The following is a 20,927-nucleotide window of genomic DNA, read 5'->3' as shown; positions in this document are numbered from 1 at the left end:
GTGACATTCTGCACGCGGCGTGCGCCGCGGTGCTTACATCTCGTGCGTAATGATGTTGGGGATGGTGTCATCCTTGCGCAACGTCATTATCTCGCAGCCGTTATCAGTGACCACAATAGTATGCTCATACTGCGCCGACAAGCTGCGATCTTTGGTTTTTACCGTCCAGCCGTCTTTCATGGTGCGGATGCGGTAGTCGCCGGCGTTGACCATCGGTTCGATGGTGAAGGCCATGCCCGCCTGCAGCACCACGCCGCCATCGTCGGCATCATAGTGCAGCACCTGCGGCTCTTCGTGGAACACTTCGCCGATGCCGTGGCCGCAGTACTCGCGCACCACGGAGAATTTCTCGGCCTCGACGAATTGCTGGATAGCCTTGCCCAGGGTGCGCAGGCGGATGCCCGGCTTGACCATCTTCAGCGCCAGATACAGGCTTTCCTGAGTGACGCGGCACAGGCGCTCGCCCAGAATGGTCGGTTTGCCGACGATGAACATCTTCGAGGTGTCGCCGTGGAAGCCGTCTTTAATCACGGTCACGTCGATATTGACGATGTCGCCGTCTTTCAGCGTTTTGTCGTCGCTCGGGATGCCGTGGCACACCACTTCGTTCACCGAGATGCACACGGATTTCGGGAAGCCGTGGTAGCCGAGGCAGGCGGAGATGGCCTGCTGCTCGTTGGTGATGTACTCGTGACAGATACGGTCCAGCTCGCCGGTGGTCACGCCAGGTTTGACGTGCGGCTCGATGATTTCCAGCACTTCGGCGGCCAGGCGGCCGGCCACGCGCATTTTTTGGATGTCATCAGGTGTTTTAATTGAGATTGCCATGAAATTCGTCCGCAGGTGTCGTTATCGTCGACAATAAGAAGCAGTGACTTATGGTATCAGCCCGGCCGGGGGCTGCCAAATTTCATTTCCCGATGCCCGGCGCAAAGCAACAAAAGTTGGTGTCGGCGGCGGGTTTATGGTATAAAGCGCGCCGGCGATCCGCGACTTGGTTCTTGTGACCTGGCAGGAATTGGCCGAAAATACTTTAACTGCACTCATTTTGTGTAAATAACACACACGTATCGGCACATCCGCCGGGGTGCCCTGAGGTGACTTGTCGCCGCCAGGGTCGGCGTTATGGGATACGTGGAGGCATAACCCCAATTAATCTATAGAGGTTTAATCATGGCAACTGTTTCCATGCGCGACATGCTCAAGGCTGGTGTTCACTTCGGTCACCAGACCCGTTACTGGAACCCGAAAATGAAGCCTTTCATCTTCGGCGCTCGTAACAAGGTTCACATCATCAACCTGGAGCAGACCGTACCAATGTTCAACGCCGCTCTGGCTGAACTGAGCAAGATCTCTTCCCGTAAAGGCAAGATCCTGTTCGTAGGTACCAAGCGCGCAGCAAGCGAAGCGGTAAAAGACGCTGCTAACAGCTGTGACCAGTTCTTCGTGAACCACCGCTGGTTGGGCGGCATGCTGACTAACTGGAAAACCGTTCGTCAGTCCATCAAGCGTTTGAAAGATCTGGAAATCCAGTCTCAAGACGGCACCCTGGACAAGCTGACCAAGAAAGAAGCGCTGATGCGCACTCGTGAACTGGCCAAGCTGGAAAACTCCCTGGGCGGTATCAAAGATATGGGCGGTCTGCCAGACGCACTGTTCGTTATCGATGCCGATCACGAGCACATCGCGATCAAAGAAGCCAACAACCTGGGTATCCCGGTATTCTCTATCGTTGATACCAACTCCAACCCAGACGGCGTTGACTTCATCATCCCTGGTAACGACGACGCAATCCGTGCAGTAAACCTGTACCTGACTGCCGTTGCTGCCGCTGTGCGTGAAGGTCGTTCTCAAGATCTGGCCGTTCAGGCGGAAGAAGGCTTCGTAGAAGCTGAATAATAAGGCAAGCTCGTCACTGAGCCCTTATTAACCAGGTATTGACATATGTTGGTTAGGGGGGCCTGTTAAGGCCCCCTTTGCTTATCTGAATGAGAACTGTCTCCACGCGAGATAACCGAGGAAAAATAAATGGCTGATATTACCGCTGCCCTGGTAAAAGAACTGCGCGAGCGTACCGGCGCTGGCATGATGGATTGCAAGAAGGCGCTGGTTGAATCCAACGGCGACATCGAACTGGCAATCGAAAACATGCGTAAGTCCGGTGCGATCAAAGCCGCTAAAAAAGCAGGCAACGTAGCTGCTGACGGCGTGATCAAAACCAAGATCGAAGGCAACTACGGCATCATTCTGGAAGTTAACTGCCAGACTGACTTCGTAGCGAAAGACGCCGGCTTCCAGGCGTTCGCCGACAAAGTGCTGGATGCGGCCATGGCCGGCAAAATCACTGACGTTGACGTGCTGAAAGCACAGTTCGAAGAAGAGCGCGTAGCGCTGGTGGCAAAAATCGGCGAAAACATCAACATTCGTCGCGTTGCTTCCCTGGAAGGCGAAGTGCTGGGCAGCTACCTGCACGGCGCGCGTATCGGCGTACTGGTTGCGGCTAAAGGCGCTGACGAAGAGCTGGTTAAGCAAATCGCAATGCACATTGCGGCAAGCAAGCCAGAGTTCGTGAAGCCGGAAGACGTGTCTGCTGAAGTGGTAGAAAAAGAGTACCAGGTTCAGCTGGACATCGCCATGCAGTCCGGCAAGCCGAAAGAAATCGCAGAGAAAATGGTTGAAGGCCGCATGAAGAAATTCACCGGCGAAGTTTCTCTGACCGGTCAGCCTTTCGTTATGGATCCGAGCAAATCCGTTGCTCAGGTGCTGAAAGAGCACAACGCTGACGTGACCAACTTCATTCGCTTCGAAGTGGGCGAAGGCATCGAGAAAGTCGAGACCGACTTCGCTGCTGAAGTTGCCGCGATGAGCAAACAGTCTTAATGACTGTCGATGGAACCGCCGTCTGGCGGTTCCATACTATCCAGCCAGAATTACACCGGTGGCAGGCCCTGCAGCGTGATGCTCACCTCAGGCGCGTTTCATCGGCTGAAATCCCCAATACTAATACTGCTTCTTAGGACAGAACACCATGGCAACCAATGCAAAACCCGTATATCAGCGTATTCTGCTTAAACTGAGTGGCGAAGCCCTGCAAGGTGCAGAAGGTTTTGGTATCGACGCCAGCGTTTTGGATCGCATGGCTCAGGAAGTGAAAGAGCTGGTCGAACTGGGAATTCAGGTCGGTGTAGTTATTGGCGGCGGGAACCTGTTCCGCGGCGCGGGCCTGGCGCAAGCCGGCATGAACCGCGTAGTGGGCGACCACATGGGAATGCTGGCTACCGTGATGAACGGCCTGGCTATGCGTGATGCACTGCACCGTGCCTATGTGAACGCCCGCCTGATGTCGGCGATCCCGCTGAACGGCGTGTGTGACAATTACAGTTGGGCAGAGGCGATCAGCCTGCTGCGCAACAACCGCGTGGTGATCTTCTCCGCCGGTACCGGTAACCCGTTCTTCACCACCGATTCCGCCGCTTGCCTGCGCGGCATCGAGATCGAAGCGGACGTGGTGCTGAAAGCCACCAAAGTGGATGGCGTATACTCCGCCGATCCGGTGAAAAACCCGGATGCGACGCTGTATGAACAATTAACCTATCAGGACGTGCTGGAGCGCGAGCTGAAAGTGATGGATCTGGCGGCGTTTACGCTGGCCCGCGATCACGGTCTGCCGATCCGCGTGTTCAACATGAACAAGCCGGGCGCGCTGCGCCGCGTGGTGATGGGTGAGAACGAAGGTACGCTGATCAGCAAATAAGGCTGTTCACACCCCTTTTTCGGTGCGCGTGACGCCAGGCGCCGCGCGCGCTCCGAGTACGATTACGGGCTATACTTGAGTATCGCCTGCCAAGTAACCAGCTTCCAAGGGTTTGCAACGTGACTAATGAAATCAGAAAAGATGCTGATTCACGCATGGAAAAAAGCGTAGAAGCATTCAAAAACCAAATCAGCAAGATCCGCACCGGCCGCGCTTCTCCAAGCATTCTGGACGGCATCATGGTGGAATACTACGGCGCCGCTACGCCGCTGCGCCAGCTGGCCAACGTGACCGTGGAAGACTCCCGCACGCTGAAAATCAACGTGTTCGACCGCAGCCTGAGCCAGGCCGTTGAGAAAGCGATCATGAGCTCCGATCTGGGCCTCAACCCGTCTTCCGCCGGTTCTGACATTCGCGTTCCGCTGCCTCCGCTGACCGAAGAACGCCGTAAGGATCTGATCAAGATCGTGCGCGGCGAAGCCGAGCAGGGCCGCGTAGCGGTGCGTAACGTGCGCCGCGACGCCAACGACAAGGTCAAGGCGCTGCTGAAAGACAAAGAGATCAGCGAAGACGAAGAACGTCGTTCACAAGACGAGATTCAGAAAATGACCGACGCATACATCAAGCTGGTCGACGCCGCGCTGGCGGAGAAAGAAAAAGAGCTGATGGATTTCTAATCAGCATCGCGCAGAAACAAAGCGTCGCCTGGGCGGCGCTTTGTTTTTTGTGGCGCAGATCCCGTTTCATCGTACTGAAAGATCATGGACAAGCGGTGTCCAAGGTTCCACACTGGAACACCTCCGATCTTATCAGACAGTTATTCAGAGTGAACTCATGAAGCAACTGACCATTCTTGGCTCGACCGGCTCGGTAGGGATCAGCACCCTGGCCGTGGTCAGGGCAAATCCCGACCTTTTTGCGATCAAAGCGCTGGTGGCCGGCCGCAACGTCGCGGTCATGGCGCAGCAATGCATGGAATTTCGGCCCGCCTTCGCCGCGATGGCGGATGAAAGCGCCGCGCGCGAGCTGCGCGCCATTCTGGCGGAAAACGGCGTCGCTACCGAGGTATTGGCCGGGGAGCAAGCGGCCTGCGAACTGGCGGCGTTGGACGACGTCGATCAAGTGACGGCGGCCATCGTCGGCGCCGCGGGGCTGTTGCCGACGCTGGCGGCGATCCGCGCAGGCAAGCAGGTGCTGCTGGCCAACAAAGAGTCGCTGGTCACCTGCGGCCGTCTGTTTATGGATGCGGTGCGGCAAAGCCAGGCGCAGTTGCTGCCGCTCGACAGCGAGCACAACGCGATTTTTCAGAGTTTGCCTGAGAGCATTCAGCGTCAGTTGGGATACTCTTCCCTGGACAGTCATGGTGTTTCGCGCATCGTGCTTACCGGCTCCGGCGGCCCGTTCCGCACCACGCCGCTGGAGCAGTTCGCCGCGATGACCCCGGATCAAGCCTGCGCCCACCCGAACTGGTCGATGGGGCGCAAGATCTCGGTGGATTCCGCCACCATGATGAACAAAGGTCTGGAATACATTGAGGCCCGCTGGCTGTTTAACGCCTCGGCCGAGCAAATGGAAGTGATCCTGCATCCGCAGTCGGTGATTCACTCGATGGTGCGCTATGCCGACGGCAGCGTGCTGGCGCAGCTGGGTACGCCGGATATGCGCACGCCGATCGCCCACGCGATGGCGTATCCGCAGCGCGTGAACTCCGGCGTGGAGGCGCTGGACTTCTGTCGCATCGGTTCGTTGACCTTCGCCGAACCGGAGCGCGAGCGTTATCCTTGCCTGTATTTGGCGATTGAAGCGTTCGATGCCGGCCAGGCGGCGACCACTGCGCTGAACGCGGCCAACGAAATCGCCGTGGCGGCATTTTTGCAGCAGCAGATTCGCTTCACCGACATTGCGGCGGTCAACCGCCAGGTGGTGGAGCGCCTCGCGCTGCAGGAACCGACCAGCATCGAAGCGGTCTTAGACATTGACCGCCAGGCGCGCGCCGCCGCCGAGGAGCGCGTTCGCACGTTGCGCGGTTGAGGACGGCGATTATCCGATTTTGCTCGTAATTCACGCGTGCCGCAGCGGGGCCGTTTGTTCATGCCCCGCTGAGGTGGTATAGTCTGCGCCACCTGTCAGCGGTTATACCGTTGAATTATGGCCTGATTGGCGCCTTGTGCGCCAATGGCGGCCCGGCTGCGCCGGGCATCGCGAGGGCTGGCTGAAAGCCGTGTCGGGCACACGGCTTTTTTTGCGCGTAAGGACCTGATGTTCCGGAAAGGCAGTTATATTTCTATTGAGGAAATAAGTACGAGTTATGTCGTCCGCAAACCAACAAGAGGCTAATCCATCTTCCCCGGGGCCGCGCCATGTCGCCATTATCATGGACGGTAACGGACGCTGGGCCAAACGTCAGGGCAAGTTACGTGTCTTCGGTCATAAAGCAGGGGTGAAATCGGTTCGCCGCGCGGTCAGTTTTGCCGCCAGCCACCATTTAGATGCGCTCACGCTTTATGCCTTCAGCAGCGAAAACTGGAACCGTCCGGTGCAGGAAGTCTCCGCCCTGATGGAGCTTTTTGTCCGTGCTCTGGATAGTGAAGTAAAAAGCCTGCATAAACATAACGTCAGGCTGCGGGTGATCGGCGATATCAGCCGCTTCAGCTCGCGTTTGCAGGAGCGGATCCGCCGCTCTGAAGCACTGACGGAAAATAACGATGGCCTGACGCTCAATATCGCTGCCAACTACGGTGGCCGTTGGGATATCATTCAGGGAGTAAGGGAACTGGCCGAACGGGTACGGGTGGGGGAGTTGCACCCGGATCAGATCAGCGAGGAATTATTGAACGAGCGGGTTTGCATGAGCGACCTGGCGCCGGTGGATCTGGTTATCCGCACCGGTGGCGAGCATCGCATCAGTAACTTCCTGCTGTGGCAAATCGCCTATGCTGAACTTTACTTTACTGATGTGCTCTGGCCTGATTTCGATGAACTTGTCTTTGAAGGTGCGCTGAATGCATTTGCACAACGTGAGCGCCGCTTCGGGGGAACAACACCTATCGGCGCCGATGCGTCCTAGGGAGAACTTTTGCTGAAGTATCGCCTCATAACTGCTCTGATTTTAATCCCGATCGTTATCGCGGCGCTGTTCCTGTTGCCGCCGCTGGCCTTTGCTCTGGTAACGCTCGTCGTGTGCATGTTAGCAGCCTGGGAGTGGGGCCAACTGGCCGGTTTTACCTCTCGTTCGCAGCGCATCTGGCTGGCGATACTGTGCGGTTTTCTGCTGGCGCTGATGATGCTCAGCGTTCCCGCGTACCATCAATCCGTGCCGCAGGTGAGCGGCTCGCTGTGGCTGTCGCTGGCCTGGTGGCTGGCGGCGCTGCTGCTGGTGCTGTTTTACCCTGGCTCGGCCGCCATCTGGCGCAATTCGCGCCCGCTGCGCCTGCTGTTCGGCCTGCTGACCATCGTGCCGTTCTTCTGGGGCATGCTGGCGCTGCGCCAGTTCGGCTACGAGCAAAACCCGTTTACCGGCGCCTGGTGGCTGCTGTACGTGATGCTGCTGGTGTGGGGTGCGGATTCCGGCGCCTATATGTTCGGCAAGCTGTTCGGCAAGCATAAGCTGGCGCCGAAGGTCTCGCCGGGTAAAACCTGGGAAGGGCTGATTGGCGGGCTGCTGACGTCGGCGGTCATTTCCTGGCTGTTCGGCCGTTACGCGCCACTGAACGTGGTGCCGACCACGCTGTTGGCCTGTTCGGTGATCGCCGCGCTGGCTTCGGTGCTGGGCGATTTGACCGAAAGCATGTTCAAACGCGAAGCGGGCATCAAGGACAGCGGTCACTTGATCCCCGGTCACGGCGGCATACTGGATCGTATCGACAGCCTGACCGCGGCGGTGCCGGTGTTTGCCTGCCTGATGCTGTTGGTGTTTTAATCCGTCGATGACGGAAAGTGAGGGATGATGGTCAGCGTGCTTTGGAACCTGGTGGCGTTTCTGATTGCGCTCGGTATTTTGATCACCGTGCACGAGTTCGGACACTTTTGGGTTGCCCGCCGTTGCGGCGTGCGCGTTGAACGCTTCTCCATCGGCTTCGGCCGGGCGCTGTGGCGCCGCACCGATCGCCAGGGCACCGAGTACGTCATCGCCTTGATTCCGCTCGGCGGCTACGTGAAGATGCTGGACGAGCGCGTGGAGTCGGTGGCGCCGGAAATGCGCCATCAGGCCTTCAACAACAAAACCGTCTGGCAGCGCGCGGCCATCATCAGCGCCGGCCCCATCGCCAACTTCCTGTTTGCTATCCTTGCCTATTGGCTGGTGTTCATCATCGGCGTGCCGAGTTTCCGTCCGGTGATCGGCGAAATCGCGCCGCAATCCATTGCCGCCAAGGCTGAAATTTCGTCTGGCATGGAACTAAAGTCGGTTGACGGCATCGAAACGCCTGATTGGGAATCAGTTCGTCTGGCGCTGGTGGCGAAGATTGGCGATGCGCAAACCGAAGTCGGCGTCGCGCCGTTCGGCTCTTCGCAGGTGGTGACCAAAACCCTGGATTTGCGCCAGTGGAACTTTGAACCGGACAAGCAGGATCCCGTTGTCGCGTTGGGCATTATGCCGCGCGGCCCGCAGATAGAATCCGTGTTGGCGGAAGTGCAGCCTAACTCGGCGGCGCAAAAGGCGGGTTTACAAGCGGGGGACAGGATCGTTAAAGTCGATGGTCAGCCGTTGGGTCGTTGGCAGACGCTGGTGAAGCGTATCCACGATGGCCCGGGGCAACCGCTGGCTTTGGAGATTGAAAGAAACGGCGCCCCCTTGTCTTTGACGCTGATACCGGATACAAAGCCGGTGGGAAAAGACAAATCGGTGGGGTTTGCAGGCATCATTCCAAAGGTGCTGCCGCTGCCGGACGAGTATAAAACGATTCGCCAGTATGGACCGTTTCCGGCGCTGTATCAGGCCGGCGACAAGACCTGGCAGCTGATGCGGCTGACGGTCAACATGCTGGGCAAATTAATAACCGGTGATGTAAAGCTGAACAACCTGAGTGGCCCGATCTCGATTGCACAGGGAGCAGGGGCGTCAGCCGGAGTCGGGTTCGTGTATTATCTGATGTTCCTGGCGTTGATTAGCGTCAACCTGGGTATCATCAACCTGTTCCCATTACCGGTGTTAGATGGTGGGCATCTCCTCTTCCTGGCGATAGAAAAGCTGAAGGGTGGGCCGGTTTCCGAGCGAGTACAGGACTACAGCTACCGCATAGGTTCGATCGTGCTGGTGTTGTTGATGGGTCTTGCACTTTTCAATGATTTTTCCCGCCTCTAGGGGCGGGGATAGGTTAGGAAGAACGCATAACAACGATGGCGATGAAAAAGTTGCTCATAGCGTCGCTGCTGTTTGGCAGCGCCACCGTATACGGTGCAGACGGGTTCGTAGTGAAAGATATTCATTTCGAAGGCCTGCAGCGAGTCGCCGTCGGTGCGGCGTTACTCAACATGCCGGTTCGCGTCGGCGATACCGTCACTGACGATGACATCAGTAATACCATCCGTGCCTTGTTTGCCACCGGCAACTTCGAGGACGTGCGCGTACTGCGCGATGGTAATACCTTGATCGTGCAGGTGAAGGAACGTCCTACCATCGCCAGCATCACTTTCTCCGGCAACAAGTCGGTGAAAGATGACATGCTCAAGCAGAACCTGGAAGCCTCCGGTGTCCGGGTGGGCGAGGCGCTCGACCGCACCACGATCTCCAGCATTGAAAAAGGGCTGGAAGACTTCTACTACAGCGTCGGTAAATACAGCGCCTCGGTGAAAGCCGTAGTCACGCCGCTGCCGCGCAACCGTGTCGACCTGAAACTGGTGTTCACGGAAGGGGTCTCCGCCAAGATTCAACAAATCAACATCGTCGGCAACCATGCCTTCACCAACGACGAACTGATCTCGCGCTTCCAACTGCGTGACGAAGTGCCGTGGTGGAACCTGGTCGGCGATCGCAAATACCAGAAGCAGAAACTGGCGGGCGATCTCGAAACCCTGCGCAGCTTCTATCTGGATCGCGGCTATGCCCGCTTCAACATCGATTCTACCCAGGTGAGCCTGACGCCGGATAAAAAAGGCATCTACATCACCATCAACATCACCGAAGGCGATCAGTACAAGCTTTCCGATGTTGTCGTGAACGGCAACCTGGCCGGCCACTCGGCGGAAGTCGCTCAGATCACCAAAATCGAGCCGGGCGAGCTGTACAACGGCAGCAAGGTGACCAAAATGGAAGACAACATCAAAACGATGTTGGGCCGTTATGGTTACGCTTACCCGCGCGTCGGCACTCAGCCTGAGATCAACGACGCGGATAAAACCGTCAAACTGCACGTCAACGTCGACGCGGGCAACCGCTTCTACGTGCGTCGCATCAAGTTCGAAGGCAACGATACCAGCAAGGATTCCGTACTGCGTCGCGAAATGCGCCAGATGGAAGGCGCCTGGCTCGGCAACGAGCAGGTCGAGCAGGGTAAGGAGCGTCTGAACCGTCTGGGCTACTTCGAAACGGTTGACGTGGAAACCCAGCGCGTGCCGGGCACCGCCGATCAGGTCGACGTCACCTACAAGGTGAAAGAGCGCAACACCGGTACCTTCAACTTCGGCGTCGGTTACGGCACCGAGAGCGGCGTCAGCTTCCAGGCGGGCGTGCAGCAGGATAACTGGTTGGGTACCGGCTACTCGGTGGGCATCAGCGGCACCAAGAACGACTACCAGACCTATACCGAACTGTCGGTCACCAACCCGTACTTCACCGTTGACGGTGTGAGCCTGGGTGGCCGCATCTTCTACAACGACTTTAAGGCGGATGACGCGGATCTGTCGGACTATACCAACAAGAGTTACGGTATCGACGGCACGCTGGGCTTCCCGATCAACGAAAACAACTCGTTGCGTACCGGCCTGGGCTACGTCCACAACGGCCTGTCGAACATGCAGCCGCAGATCGCCATGTGGCGTTACCTCGACTCGATGGGCGTGGATGCGAACAAGACCGATCGCGCCAGCTACTCGACGGACGACTTTACGCTGAACCTGGGTTGGACCTACAACAACCTGGACCGCGGCTACTTCCCGACGTCGGGTAACCGCACTACGTTGAACGGCAAGGTCACCATTCCGGGCTCGGACAACGAATACTACAAGGTGACGCTGGACAGCGTACAGTACGTGCCGATCAACGACGATCGCACCTGGGTGCTGTTGGGCCGTGGCCGTCTGGGTTACGCGGATGGCTTGGGCGGCAAGGAAATGCCGTTCTACGAGAACTTCTACGCCGGTGGTTCGAGCACCGTGCGTGGCTTCCAGTCCAACACCATTGGTCCGAAGGCGGTGTACTACAATTCCAACTCGTACCAGTGTCAGTTCAACGCCGGCAGCACGACCACGCGTCAGAACATCTGTAGCTCGGATGACGCGGTGGGCGGTAACGCCATGGCGGTCGCCAGCCTGGAGCTGATCACCCCGACGCCGTTCATCAGCGAGAAATACGCCAACTCAGTGCGGACGTCGCTGTTCATCGATGCCGGTACCGTGTGGGATACCAAGTGGAAGAATACCGACGAAACGCTGATGTACGGCGTGCCGGACTACAGCAAGGCCAGCAATATTCGTTCTTCCGCCGGTATCGCGCTGCAGTGGATGTCGCCGCTGGGGCCATTGGTGTTCTCTTACGCCAACCCGATCAAGAAATACGAAGGCGACAAGTCCGAACAGTTCCAGTTTAACATCGGTAAGACCTGGTAACGGGTCTCGCCTCTGGGCATAAAAGTTATTAAGAATCGCAATGGCCAGGCGCCCGCCGGCAGAGGGAGATGATTCTCATTGTTTGGTGGGATAAGTCTGGCAAATTGTGTACTTCAGTGTCATATGACACAAATGGGTGATGGTAAGGAGTTTATAGTGAAAAAGTGGTTGTGTGCCGCAGGCCTCGGTTTAGCAATGGCTGCTTCAGCTGGCGTTCAGGCAGCAGATAAGATCGCTGTCGTTAACGTCTCCAGCATTTTCCAACAGCTGCCGGCCCGCGAAGCGGTCGCTAAACAGCTGGAAAACGAGTTTAAAGGCCGTGCAAGCGAACTCCAGAACATGGAACGTAGCCTGCAGACCAAAATGCAACGTCTGCAGCGTGACGGCGCTACCATGAAAGCCAGCGATCGCAGCAAGTTGGAAAAAGACGTGATGGCGCAGCGCGAGCAGTTCTCTCAGAAAGCCCAGGCTTTCGAGCAGGACAACCGTCGTCGCCAGATGGAAGAGCGTAACAAGATCCTGAGCCGCATTCAGGACGCGGTGAAATCTGTCGCCAGCAAAGGCGGTTATGACGTGGTGATCGACGCCAACGCCGTTGCCTATGCAGACTCTTCCAAAGATATCACTGCTGACGTGCTGAAACAGGTTAAATAACACATGCTTTCAATTCGACTGGCTGATTTAGCGCAGCAGTTGGATGCACAATTGCACGGTGATGGCGATCTCGTCATCACCGGCATTGCTTCTATGCATTCGGCACAGCCTGGCCAAATCACGTTTTTGTCAAACAGCCGCTATCAAGAGCAGCTGTCTTCCTGCCAGGCAAGCGCCGTGGTGCTTACCGAAGCGGATTTACCACACTGCCGTACTGCGGCGCTGGTGGTTAAAAACCCTTACCTGACCTACGCGCGCATGGCGCAGCTGATGGACACCACGCCGGCGCCGGCGCAGGATATCGCGCCAAGCGCGGTTGTCTCGCCTGAAGCGCAACTGGGGCAGAACGTCGCCATTGGGGCGAACGCGGTGATTGAGTCGGGTGCGGCGCTTGGCGATAACGTGGTTATCGGCCCGGGCTGCTTCATCGGCAAACACGCGCGCATCGGCGCGGGAACGCGTCTGTGGGCGAACGTCACGATTTATCATGCGGTTGAAATCGGCCAGCGCTGCCTGATCCAGTCCGGCACCGTGATCGGCGCGGACGGTTTCGGCTATGCCAATGAGCGCGGCGAGTGGATCAAAATCCCTCAGTTGGGCACGGTGATTATCGGCGATCGCGTCGAAATCGGCGCCTGCACTACCATCGACCGCGGCGCTTTGGATAACACCCAAATCGGGAATGGTGTTATCATCGACAACCAATGCCAGATTGCACATAACGTCGTGATTGGCGACAATACCGCCGTCGCCGGCGGTGTGATCATGGCCGGCAGCCTGAAAATCGGCCGCTACTGCCAGATCGGCGGTGCCAGCGTGATCAACGGTCACATGGAAATTGCCGACAAGGTTGTTGTTACCGGAATGGGAATGGTTATGCGACCAATCACCGAACCTGGGGTATACTCTTCGGGCATTCCGTTGCAGCCTAACAAGGTTTGGCGTAAAACCGCTGCGTTGGTGATGAATATCGATGAGATCAGCAAACGCTTGAAAGCTGTCGAACGTAAAGTCGGAAAAGACTAATCATTGCCGCCCGCCTTCGCGGGTACAAAACGAAACGCGTTGGTCGTGAGACCAAAAGCGCAAAGAGATGTTAATTTGCGGCCTGCATAATGATCTCCTTTTGGGGTCAGCGCAGGCCGTGTTGTTGATGCCATCAGTTTTTAGAGACAGGAAGAGTATTTTGACTACTGACACTCATACTCTGGATATTGCAGAAATTTTGGATCTGCTTCCTCACCGTTACCCGTTCTTGCTGGTCGACCGCGTCCTCGAGTTTGAAGAGCACAAATATCTGCGTGCGGTGAAGAACGTATCGGTGAACGAACCGTTTTTCCAGGGCCACTTCCCTGGCAAACCGATTTTCCCAGGCGTATTGATTCTGGAAGCCATGGCGCAGGCCACTGGTATCCTGGCGTTTAAAAGCGTCGGCAAACTGGAGCCGGGCGAGCTGTATTACTTCGCCGGTATCGACGAAGCACGCTTCAAACGCCCTGTGGTGCCAGGCGATCAGATGGTCATGGAAGTCACCTTCGAGAAAACTCGCCGCGGCCTGACTCGCTTCAAAGGCGTGGCGACCGTTGACGGTAAAATTGTCTGCGAAGCAACCATGATGTGTGCCCGCAGCCGGGAGGCTTAATCCGTGATTGACCAAACCGCCTTTATCCATCCTAGCGCGATAGTCGAAGAAGGCGCCGTGATCGGCGCCAACGTGCATATCGGCCCTTTCTGCTACGTCGGCTCCCAGGTGGAAATCGGCGCCGGCACGGTGCTGAAATCCCACGTGGTGGTGAACGGCATTACCAAGATTGGCTGCGATAACCAGATTTATCAGTTCGCTTCTATCGGTGAAGTGAACCAGGATCTGAAATACGCGGGCGAACCGACGCGCGTTGAAGTGGGCGATCGCAACCGCATCCGCGAAAGCGTGACCATTCACCGCGGCACCGCGCAGGGCACCGGCCTGACCAAAGTGGGCAATGACAACCTGCTGATGGTCAACGTGCACGTCGCCCACGACTGCGTGGTCGGCAACGCTTGCGTGCTGGCCAACAACGCCACGCTGGCGGGGCATGTGGAAATCGACGATCACGCCATCATCGGCGGCATGACGGCGATCCACCAGTTCTGCATTATCGGCGCGCATGTGATGGTAGGCGGTTGTTCCGGCGTCGCTCAGGACGTGCCTCCCTTCGTCATCGCTCAGGGTAACCACGCGACGCCGTTCGGCGTCAACGCGGTCGGCCTGAAGCGTCGCGGTTTTGACAAGGATGAAATGCAGGCGATCCGCAACGCCTACAAGATCCTGTATCGCAGCGAGAAAACGCTGGATGAAGCGAAAGCGGAAATCGAAGCCCTGGCTAAAGAACAGCCGGTGGTGCAGCAATACCTCGATTTCTTTACCCGTTCCACCCGCGGTATTATTCGCTGAGTTATGTCGAATCGTCCATTGACTATCGGATTGGTCGCCGGAGAAACCTCCGGTGACATTCTCGGCGCCGGTTTGATCCGCGCGCTCAAGGCGCAGATCCCCGACGCGCGTTTTGTTGGCGTCGCCGGCCCGCTGATGCAGGCCGAAGGATGTGAAGCCTGGTACGAAATGGAAGAGCTGGCGGTAATGGGCGTGGTGGAAGTGCTCGAGCGTTTGCCACGCCTGTTGAAGATCCGCAAGGATCTTACCCGCCGCTTCGGCGAGCTGCGGCCGGACGTGTTTGTCGGCATCGACGCGCCGGACTTCAACATCACGCTGGAAGGCCGCCTCAAGCAGCGCGGCATCCGTACCATTCACTACGTCAGCCCTTCCGTGTGGGCCTGGCGGCAAAAGCGCGTTTTCAAAATTGGCAAAGCCACCGATCTGGTGCTGGCCTTTCTCCCTTTCGAAAAAGCGTTTTACGATCGTTTCAACGTGCCCTGCCGGTTTATCGGCCACACCATGGCGGACGCCATGCCGTTGCAGCCCGATCGGCTGGCGGCGCGCGCTCAGCTTGGCATCGATCCGCAGGCGCGCTGCCTGGCGTTGCTGCCGGGCAGCCGCGGCGCCGAAGTCGAGATGCTGAGCGCCGACTTCCTCAAGACCGCGCAGCTGCTGCGCACCCGTTATCCCGAGCTGGAAGTGGTGGTGCCGCTGGTCAACGCCAAACGGCGCGAGCAGTTTGAGCGCATCAAGGCGGAAGTGGCGCCGGATCTGACCGTACACCTGCTGAACGGCCAGGGGCGCGAGGCGATGATCGCCAGCGACGCGGCGCTGCTGGCATCCGGCACGGCGGCGCTGGAGTGCATGCTGGCCAAGTGCCCGATGGTGGTGGGCTATCGCATGAAGCCGTTCACTTTCTGGCTGGCGCAGAAGCTGGTGAAAACGCCTTACGTTTCGCTGCCGAATCTGCTGGCGGGGCGGGAGATCGTTACCGAGCTGCTGCAGCATGACTGCGTGCCGGACAAACTGGCCGCCGCCGTGATGCCGCTGCTGGAAGAGAGCCCGCAAACCGAAGCGCTGAAACAGACTTTCCTTACCTTGCACCAAAGCATCCGTTGCGGTGCGGACGAACAGGCCGCTCAGGCTGTGTTGGAGCTGGCGAAAGCATGATTGAACCCTTTATCTATCCCGCTGCCACGCTGATTGCCGGCGTGGACGAAGTGGGCCGCGGGCCGTTGGTCGGCGCGGTGGTTACCGCCGCCGTGATCCTCGATCCGGCGCAGCCGATCGTCGGGCTGGCGGATTCCAAGAAACTCAGTGAAAAACGCCGCCTGGCGCTGTATGACGAAATCGTCGCCAAGGCGCTCTCCTGGAGCCTGGGGCGCGCCGAGCCGGCGGAAATCGACCAACTGAACATTTTGCACGCCACCATGCTGGCGATGCAGCGGGCGGTGGCCGGGTTGCATATCGCGCCGGACATGGTTTTAATCGACGGTAACCGTTGCCCGAACCTGCCGATGCGTTCGCAGGCGGTGGTGAAGGGCGACAGCCGCGTGGCGGAGATCAGCGCGGCGTCCATTCTGGCGAAGGTCACGCGCGATCGTGAAATGGCCGAGCTGGACAGCGAGTTCCCGGACTACGGTTTCGCGCAGCATAAGGGTTACCCGACCGCCTTCCACCTGGAGCGGCTGGCCGCGCTGGGCGCCACCGAGCATCACCGCCGCAGCTTCGCGCCGGTGAAAAGGGCGCTGGCGCTGTAGCCTGCGGGCCTGGTTGACCAGGCCCGACGATAGCATTAACCCGGGTTCAGCCTGCTGAGCCCCTTCAATCAGGTATCTGGAGATGGCCGAACCTCGTTTTATTCACCTGCGCGTCCACAGTGACTATTCCATGATTGATGGATTGGCCAAGACGGCGCCGCTGGTGAAAAGAGCCGCCGCGTTAGCCATGCCTGCTCTGGCAATCACCGATTTCACCAACCTGTGCGGATTGGTGAAGTTCTACGGCAGCGCGCACGGCGCCGGGATCAAACCGATCATCGGCGCGGATTTCCATGTGCAAAGCGAAGAGCTGGGCGACGAGCTGGCTCAGCTGACGGTGCTGGCCAGCAACAACGAAGGCTACCAGAACCTGACGCTGCTGATTTCCCGCGCCTATCAGCGCGGCTACGGCGCCGCCGGCCCGATCATCGATCGCGACTGGCTGATTGAACATCGCGAAGGGCTGATTCTGCTCTCCGGCGCGCGTCAGGGCGACGTCGGCAAGTTTCTGCTGCGCGGCAACCAGGCGCAGGTGGATCAGTGTCTGGACTTCTACCAGCAGCACTTCCCGGACTGTTACTACTTGGAACTGATTCGCACCGGCCGCCCGGACGAAGAGAACTACCTGCATGCGGCGGTGGCGCTGGCCACCGAGCGCGGTTTGCCGGTGGTGGCCACCAACGACGTGCGCTTCCTGGTGGAAGATGACTTCGACGCCCATGAAATTCGCGTCGCCATCCACGACGGCTTTACGCTGGACGATCCCAAGCGGCCGCGCAACTACAGCCCGCAGCAATACATGCGCAGCGAAGACGAGATGTGCGAGCTATTCGCCGACATCCCCGAAGCGCTGCTGAACAGCGTCGAAATCGCCAAGCGCTGCAACGTCACCATTCGCCTCGGCGAATACTTCCTGCCGCAGTTCCCGACCGGCGACATGAGCACCGAGGACTTCCTGGTACTCAAATCGAAAGAGGGGCTGGAAGAGCGTCTCGAGTTCCTGTTCCCCGATCCTGAAGTGCGCGCGCAGCGCCGCCCGGAATACGACGAGCGTCTGGACGTCGAGCTGAAGGTGATCAACCAGATGGGGTTCCCCGGCTACTTCCTGATCGTGATGGAGTTTATCCAGTGGTCGAAGGACAACAACGTGCCGGTGGGCCCGGGGCGCGGTTCCGGCGCCGGTTCGCTGGTGGCCTATGCGTTGAAAATCACCGACCTCGATCCGCTGGAGTTCGACCTGCTGTTCGAACGTTTCCTGAACCCGGAACGTGTCTCGATGCCCGACTTCGACGTCGACTTCTGCATGGAGAAGCGCGATCAGGTAATTGAGCACGTGGCGGAGATGTACGGCCGCGAAGCGGTATCGCAGATCATCACCTTCGGCACCATGGCGGCGAAAGCGGTTATCCGCGACGTGGGCCGCGTGCTGGGGCACCCGTACGGCTTCGTCGATCGCATCTCCAAGCTGGTGCCGCCGGATCCGGGCATGACGCTGGAAAAAGCCTTCGCTGCCGAACCGCAGCTGCCGGAAATTTACGAGGCAGACGAAGAGGTCAAGGCGCTGATCGACATGGCGCGCAAGCTGGAAGGGGTGACGCGTAACGCCGGTAAACACGCCGGGGGCGTGGTGATAGCGCCGACCAAAATCACCGACTTCGCGCCGCTGTACTGCGACGCCGAAGGGCAGCACCCGGTGACCCAGTTCGACAAGAACGACGTGGAATACGCCGGGCTGGTGAAGTTCGACTTCCTCGGTCTGCGCACCCTGACCATCATCGACTGGGCGCTGGAGATGATCAACGCCCGGCGCGCCAAGACCGGGCTGGAGCCGATCGACATCGCCGCCATTCCGCTCGACGACAAGAAAAGCTTCGACATGCTGCAGCGCTCGGAAACCACGGCGGTGTTCCAGCTTGAATCGCGCGGCATGAAAGACCTGATCAAACGTCTGAAGCCCGACTGCTTCGAAGACATGATCGCACTGGTGGCGCTGTTCCGTCCGGGGCCGCTGCAGTCGGGGATGGTGGATAACTTCATCGACCGCAAGCACGGCCGCGAAGAGATCTCCTACCCGGACATCCAGTGGCAGCACGAGTCGCTCAAGCCGGTGCTGGAACCCACCTATGGCATCATTCTGTATCAGGAACAGGTGATGCAGATTGCCCAGGTGCTGGCGGGCTATACGCTGGGCGGCGCGGACATGCTGCGCCGTGCGATGGGTAAAAAGAACCCGGTCGAAATGGCCAAGCAGCGCGGCGGCTTTGAAGATGGCGCCAAAGCGCGCGGCATCGATGGCGAACTGTCGGTGAAAATCTTCGACCTGGTGGAGAAATTCGCCGGATACGGCTTCAACAAATCGCACTCCGCCGCCTATGCGCTGGTGTCGTATCAGACGCTGTGGCTGAAAGCGCACTACCCGGCCGAGTTTATGGCGGCGGTGATGACCGCCGATATGGACAACACCGATAAGGTGGTGGGGCTGGTGGACGAATGCTGGCGCATGGGGCTGAAGATCCTGCCGCCGGACATCAACAGCGGCCTGTATCACTTCCACGTCAACGACGACGGCGAGATCGTTTACGGCATCGGCGCCATCAAGGGCGTGGGGGAAGGGCCGATCGAAGCCATCATCGAGGCGCGCAACAGCGGCGAGCAGGGTTACTTCAAAGACCTGTTCGATCTCTGCGCGCGCTCAGACATCAAGAAACTGAACCGCCGCATTCTGGAAAAACTGATCATGTCCGGCGCGTTCGATCGCCTCGGGCCGCACCGCGCCGCGCTGATGAATTCGCTCGGCGACGCGTTGAAAGCGGCGGATCAGCATGCGAAAGCCGAAGCGATCGGCCAGGTGGATATGTTTGGCGTGCTGGCGGAAGCGCCGGAGCAGGTGGAGCAATCCTACGCCAATATCGCGCCCTGGCCGGAGCAGGTGGTGCTGGACGGGGAACGGGAGACGCTGGGGCTGTACCTGACCGGCCACCCGATCACCCAGTACCTGAAGGAGATCGAACGTTACGCCGGTGGCCAGCGTTTGAAAGACATGCACCCGACGGATCGGGGCAAAATGACCACCGCCGTCGGGCTGGTGGTCGCCGCGCGGGTGATGGTGACCAAGCGCGGCAACCGCATCGGCATCTGTACATTGGATGACCGTTCGGGCCGCCTGGAAGTGATGTTATTCACCGAAGCGTTAGAAAAATACCAGCATTTGTTGGAAAAAGACCGTATCCTTATCGCCAGTGGACAGGTCAGCTTTGATGACTTTAGCGGCGGGCTTAAAATGATGGCCCGCGAGGTAATGGACATCAGTGAAGCCCGGGAAAAATACGCTCGCGGGCTTGCTATCTCGCTGACTGACAGGCAAATTGATGACCAGCTTTTGAACCGTCTCCGTCAGTCGTTGGAACCCCATCGCTCGGGGACGATTCCAGTGCATCTCTACTATCAACGGGAAGATGCGCGAGCCAAGCTGCGTTTTGGCGCAACCTGGCGCGTGACGCCCACCGACCGCTTGTTGATCGACTTGCGGACGTTGGTAGGCAATGAGCAGGTGGACTTGGAATTTGACTAAAATAGGAATGCTATGAGTCTGAATTTTCTTGATTTTGAACAGCCGATTGCAGAGCTGGAAGCGAAAATTGACTCGCTGACTGCAGTCAGCCGTCAAGACGAAAAATTAGATATTAATCTGGACGAAGAGGTTCAGCGCCTGCGTGAAAAGAGCGTTGAGCTGACGCGCAAGATTTTTGCCGATCTTGGGGCCTGGCAGATTGCCCAATTGGCACGCCACCCGCGCCGTCCTTATACCCTGGATTATATCAAACACATCTTTACCGACTTCGAAGAGTTGGCGGGCGATCGCGCTTACGCCGACGACAAAGCGATCGTCGGCGGTATTGCGCGCCTGGATGGCCGCCCGGTGATGATCATCGGGCACCAGAAAGGCCGTGAAACCAAAGAGAAGATCCGCCGCAACTTCGGCATGCCGGCGCCGGAAGGCTACCGCAAGGCGCTGCGCCTGATGGAAATGGCCGCGCGCTTCAAGATGCCGATCATCACCTTTATCGATACCCCGGGCGCTTATCCGGGCGTGGGCGCGGAAGAGCGCGGCCAGTCCGAAGCCATCGCGCGCAACCTGCGTGAGATGTCGCGCCTGAACGTGCCGGTCATCTGCACCGTCATCGGTGAAGGCGGCTCCGGCGGCGCGCTGGCGATCGGCGTGGGCGATAAGGTGAACATGCTGCAGTACAGCACCTACTCGGTGATTTCGCCGGAAGGCTGTGCCTCCATTCTGTGGAAGAGCGCCGATAAGGCGCCGCTGGCCGCAGAAGCGATGGGCATCACCGCGCCGCGTCTGAAAGAGCTGAAGCTGATCGACTCGGTGATCCCGGAGCCGCTGGGTTCCGCGCACCGCGACGTGCCGGCAATGGCCGCCGCGCTGAAAGCGCAGCTGCTGGCCGATCTGAAAGATCTGGACGGCCTGAACGACGAAGAGTTGCTCAACCGCCGCTATCAGCGTCTGATGAACTACGGCTACTGCTGAGTTCTGTGCTTCGCTGCAAGAAACCGCCTCCGGGCG

At 58.5% G+C, this 20,927-nt stretch carries 18 protein-coding genes; 17 read left to right on the top strand and 1 reads right to left on the bottom strand.

From position 1 onward, the window contains the following. Positions 1-33: 33 nt before the first annotated feature. Positions 34-828 (bottom strand): type I methionyl aminopeptidase, encoded by a 795-nt coding sequence (gene map / locus ACK3CV_RS20030; protein WP_004931936.1) that lies wholly within the window; start codon positions 826-828, stop codon positions 34-36. Between the two features lie 345 nt (positions 829-1,173). Here map and rpsB point away from each other — a divergent pair, with 345 nt between their 5' ends. The 17 genes from rpsB to accA all read left to right on the top strand — a co-directional run bounded on the left by rpsB (position 1,174) and on the right by accA (position 20,891). After that, complete coding sequence (rpsB, locus tag ACK3CV_RS20025; RefSeq protein ID WP_016929891.1) at positions 1,174-1,899, top strand: 30S ribosomal protein S2; 726 nt, start codon at positions 1,174-1,176, stop codon at positions 1,897-1,899. A 129-nt stretch (positions 1,900-2,028) separates the two neighbouring features. Next, positions 2,029-2,880, top strand: coding sequence for a translation elongation factor Ts (gene tsf, locus ACK3CV_RS20020; protein WP_033635739.1), 852 nt, complete (start codon positions 2,029-2,031; stop codon positions 2,878-2,880). A 148-nt stretch (positions 2,881-3,028) separates the two neighbouring features. Continuing rightward, a complete protein-coding gene (gene pyrH / locus ACK3CV_RS20015) occupies positions 3,029-3,754 on the top strand; it encodes a UMP kinase (protein WP_004931940.1) in 726 nt (241 codons plus the stop codon). A 119-nt stretch (positions 3,755-3,873) separates the two neighbouring features. Then, a complete protein-coding gene (frr, locus tag ACK3CV_RS20010; RefSeq protein WP_004931943.1) occupies positions 3,874-4,431 on the top strand; it encodes a ribosome recycling factor in 558 nt (185 codons plus the stop codon). A 157-nt stretch (positions 4,432-4,588) separates the two neighbouring features. Beyond that, complete coding sequence (ispC, locus tag ACK3CV_RS20005) at positions 4,589-5,785, top strand: 1-deoxy-D-xylulose-5-phosphate reductoisomerase (protein ID WP_164040288.1); 1,197 nt, start codon at positions 4,589-4,591, stop codon at positions 5,783-5,785. A gap of 277 nt (positions 5,786-6,062) precedes the next feature. Continuing rightward, complete coding sequence (ispU, locus tag ACK3CV_RS20000) at positions 6,063-6,821, top strand: (2E,6E)-farnesyl-diphosphate-specific ditrans,polycis-undecaprenyl-diphosphate synthase (RefSeq protein ID WP_033635737.1); 759 nt, start codon at positions 6,063-6,065, stop codon at positions 6,819-6,821. 9 nt (positions 6,822-6,830) lie between these two features. Next, a complete protein-coding gene (cdsA, locus tag ACK3CV_RS19995; RefSeq protein ID WP_004931949.1) occupies positions 6,831-7,673 on the top strand; it encodes a phosphatidate cytidylyltransferase in 843 nt (280 codons plus the stop codon). Between the two features lie 27 nt (positions 7,674-7,700). Further along, on the top strand, positions 7,701-9,056 hold the full coding sequence (rseP, locus tag ACK3CV_RS19990) for a sigma E protease regulator RseP (RefSeq protein ID WP_004931952.1): 1,356 nt from the start codon (positions 7,701-7,703) through the stop codon (positions 9,054-9,056). Between the two features lie 35 nt (positions 9,057-9,091). Beyond that, a complete protein-coding gene (gene bamA / locus ACK3CV_RS19985; RefSeq protein WP_033649807.1) occupies positions 9,092-11,518 on the top strand; it encodes an outer membrane protein assembly factor BamA in 2,427 nt (808 codons plus the stop codon). A gap of 156 nt (positions 11,519-11,674) precedes the next feature. Then, entirely contained in the window at positions 11,675-12,172 is a 498-nt protein-coding gene (gene skp / locus ACK3CV_RS19980; protein ID WP_004931958.1) for a molecular chaperone Skp, read from the top strand. A 3-nt stretch (positions 12,173-12,175) separates the two neighbouring features. Continuing rightward, positions 12,176-13,198, top strand: a complete 1,023-nt coding sequence (gene lpxD / locus ACK3CV_RS19975; RefSeq protein WP_121535364.1) for a UDP-3-O-(3-hydroxymyristoyl)glucosamine N-acyltransferase — start codon at positions 12,176-12,178, stop codon at positions 13,196-13,198. A 160-nt stretch (positions 13,199-13,358) separates the two neighbouring features. Then, positions 13,359-13,814 carry a 3-hydroxyacyl-ACP dehydratase FabZ gene (gene fabZ, locus ACK3CV_RS19970; RefSeq protein WP_004931962.1) on the top strand — a complete coding sequence of 152 codons (456 nt, stop codon included), beginning with the start codon at positions 13,359-13,361 and terminating at the stop codon, positions 13,812-13,814. A 3-nt stretch (positions 13,815-13,817) separates the two neighbouring features. Next, the gene (lpxA, locus tag ACK3CV_RS19965; protein ID WP_004931964.1) at positions 13,818-14,606 is read left to right on the top strand and encodes an acyl-ACP--UDP-N-acetylglucosamine O-acyltransferase; all 789 of its coding nucleotides are present in this window, start codon (positions 13,818-13,820) and stop codon (positions 14,604-14,606) included. A 3-nt stretch (positions 14,607-14,609) separates the two neighbouring features. Continuing rightward, the gene (gene lpxB, locus ACK3CV_RS19960; RefSeq protein WP_033635734.1) at positions 14,610-15,758 is read left to right on the top strand and encodes a lipid-A-disaccharide synthase; all 1,149 of its coding nucleotides are present in this window, start codon (positions 14,610-14,612) and stop codon (positions 15,756-15,758) included. Then, complete coding sequence (gene rnhB, locus ACK3CV_RS19955; RefSeq protein ID WP_049195379.1) at positions 15,755-16,348, top strand: ribonuclease HII; 594 nt, start codon at positions 15,755-15,757, stop codon at positions 16,346-16,348. The genes lpxB and rnhB overlap by 4 nt, the downstream gene beginning before the upstream one ends. A gap of 82 nt (positions 16,349-16,430) precedes the next feature. Next, positions 16,431-19,919: a DNA polymerase III subunit alpha gene (dnaE, locus tag ACK3CV_RS19950; protein ID WP_048321892.1), complete on the top strand. Its 3,489-nt coding sequence runs from the start codon at positions 16,431-16,433 to the stop codon at positions 19,917-19,919. A gap of 12 nt (positions 19,920-19,931) precedes the next feature. Continuing rightward, positions 19,932-20,891, top strand: a complete 960-nt coding sequence (gene accA / locus ACK3CV_RS19945; protein WP_004931972.1) for an acetyl-CoA carboxylase carboxyl transferase subunit alpha — start codon at positions 19,932-19,934, stop codon at positions 20,889-20,891. Positions 20,892-20,927: the final 36 nt, after the last annotated feature.

The organism is Serratia sp. TSO36 (assembly GCF_057808395.1).
The sequence above is the reverse complement of the archived record's forward strand: the minus strand, read 5'-3'. Positions and strand labels throughout refer to the sequence as shown.

Excerpts from the sequence above, each read along its gene's own strand:
- dnaE (WP_048321892.1), top strand. The coding sequence starts at position 16,431 with ATGGCCGAACCTCGTTTTATTCACCTGCGCGTCCACAGTGACTATTCC.
- bamA (WP_033649807.1), top strand. The coding sequence starts at position 9,092 with ATGGCGATGAAAAAGTTGCTCATAGCGTCGCTGCTGTTTGGCAGCGCC.
- tsf (WP_033635739.1), top strand. The coding sequence starts at position 2,029 with ATGGCTGATATTACCGCTGCCCTGGTAAAAGAACTGCGCGAGCGTACC.
- accA (WP_004931972.1), top strand. The coding sequence starts at position 19,932 with ATGAGTCTGAATTTTCTTGATTTTGAACAGCCGATTGCAGAGCTGGAA.
- ispU (WP_033635737.1), top strand. The coding sequence starts at position 6,063 with ATGTCGTCCGCAAACCAACAAGAGGCTAATCCATCTTCCCCGGGGCCG.
- map (WP_004931936.1), bottom strand. The coding sequence starts at position 828 with ATGGCAATCTCAATTAAAACACCTGATGACATCCAAAAAATGCGCGTG.
- rpsB (WP_016929891.1), top strand. The coding sequence starts at position 1,174 with ATGGCAACTGTTTCCATGCGCGACATGCTCAAGGCTGGTGTTCACTTC.
- pyrH (WP_004931940.1), top strand. The coding sequence starts at position 3,029 with ATGGCAACCAATGCAAAACCCGTATATCAGCGTATTCTGCTTAAACTG.
- rnhB (WP_049195379.1), top strand. The coding sequence starts at position 15,755 with ATGATTGAACCCTTTATCTATCCCGCTGCCACGCTGATTGCCGGCGTG.
- ispC (WP_164040288.1), top strand. The coding sequence starts at position 4,589 with ATGAAGCAACTGACCATTCTTGGCTCGACCGGCTCGGTAGGGATCAGC.
- lpxD (WP_121535364.1), top strand. The coding sequence starts at position 12,176 with ATGCTTTCAATTCGACTGGCTGATTTAGCGCAGCAGTTGGATGCACAA.
- lpxB (WP_033635734.1), top strand. The coding sequence starts at position 14,610 with ATGTCGAATCGTCCATTGACTATCGGATTGGTCGCCGGAGAAACCTCC.
- rseP (WP_004931952.1), top strand. The coding sequence starts at position 7,701 with ATGGTCAGCGTGCTTTGGAACCTGGTGGCGTTTCTGATTGCGCTCGGT.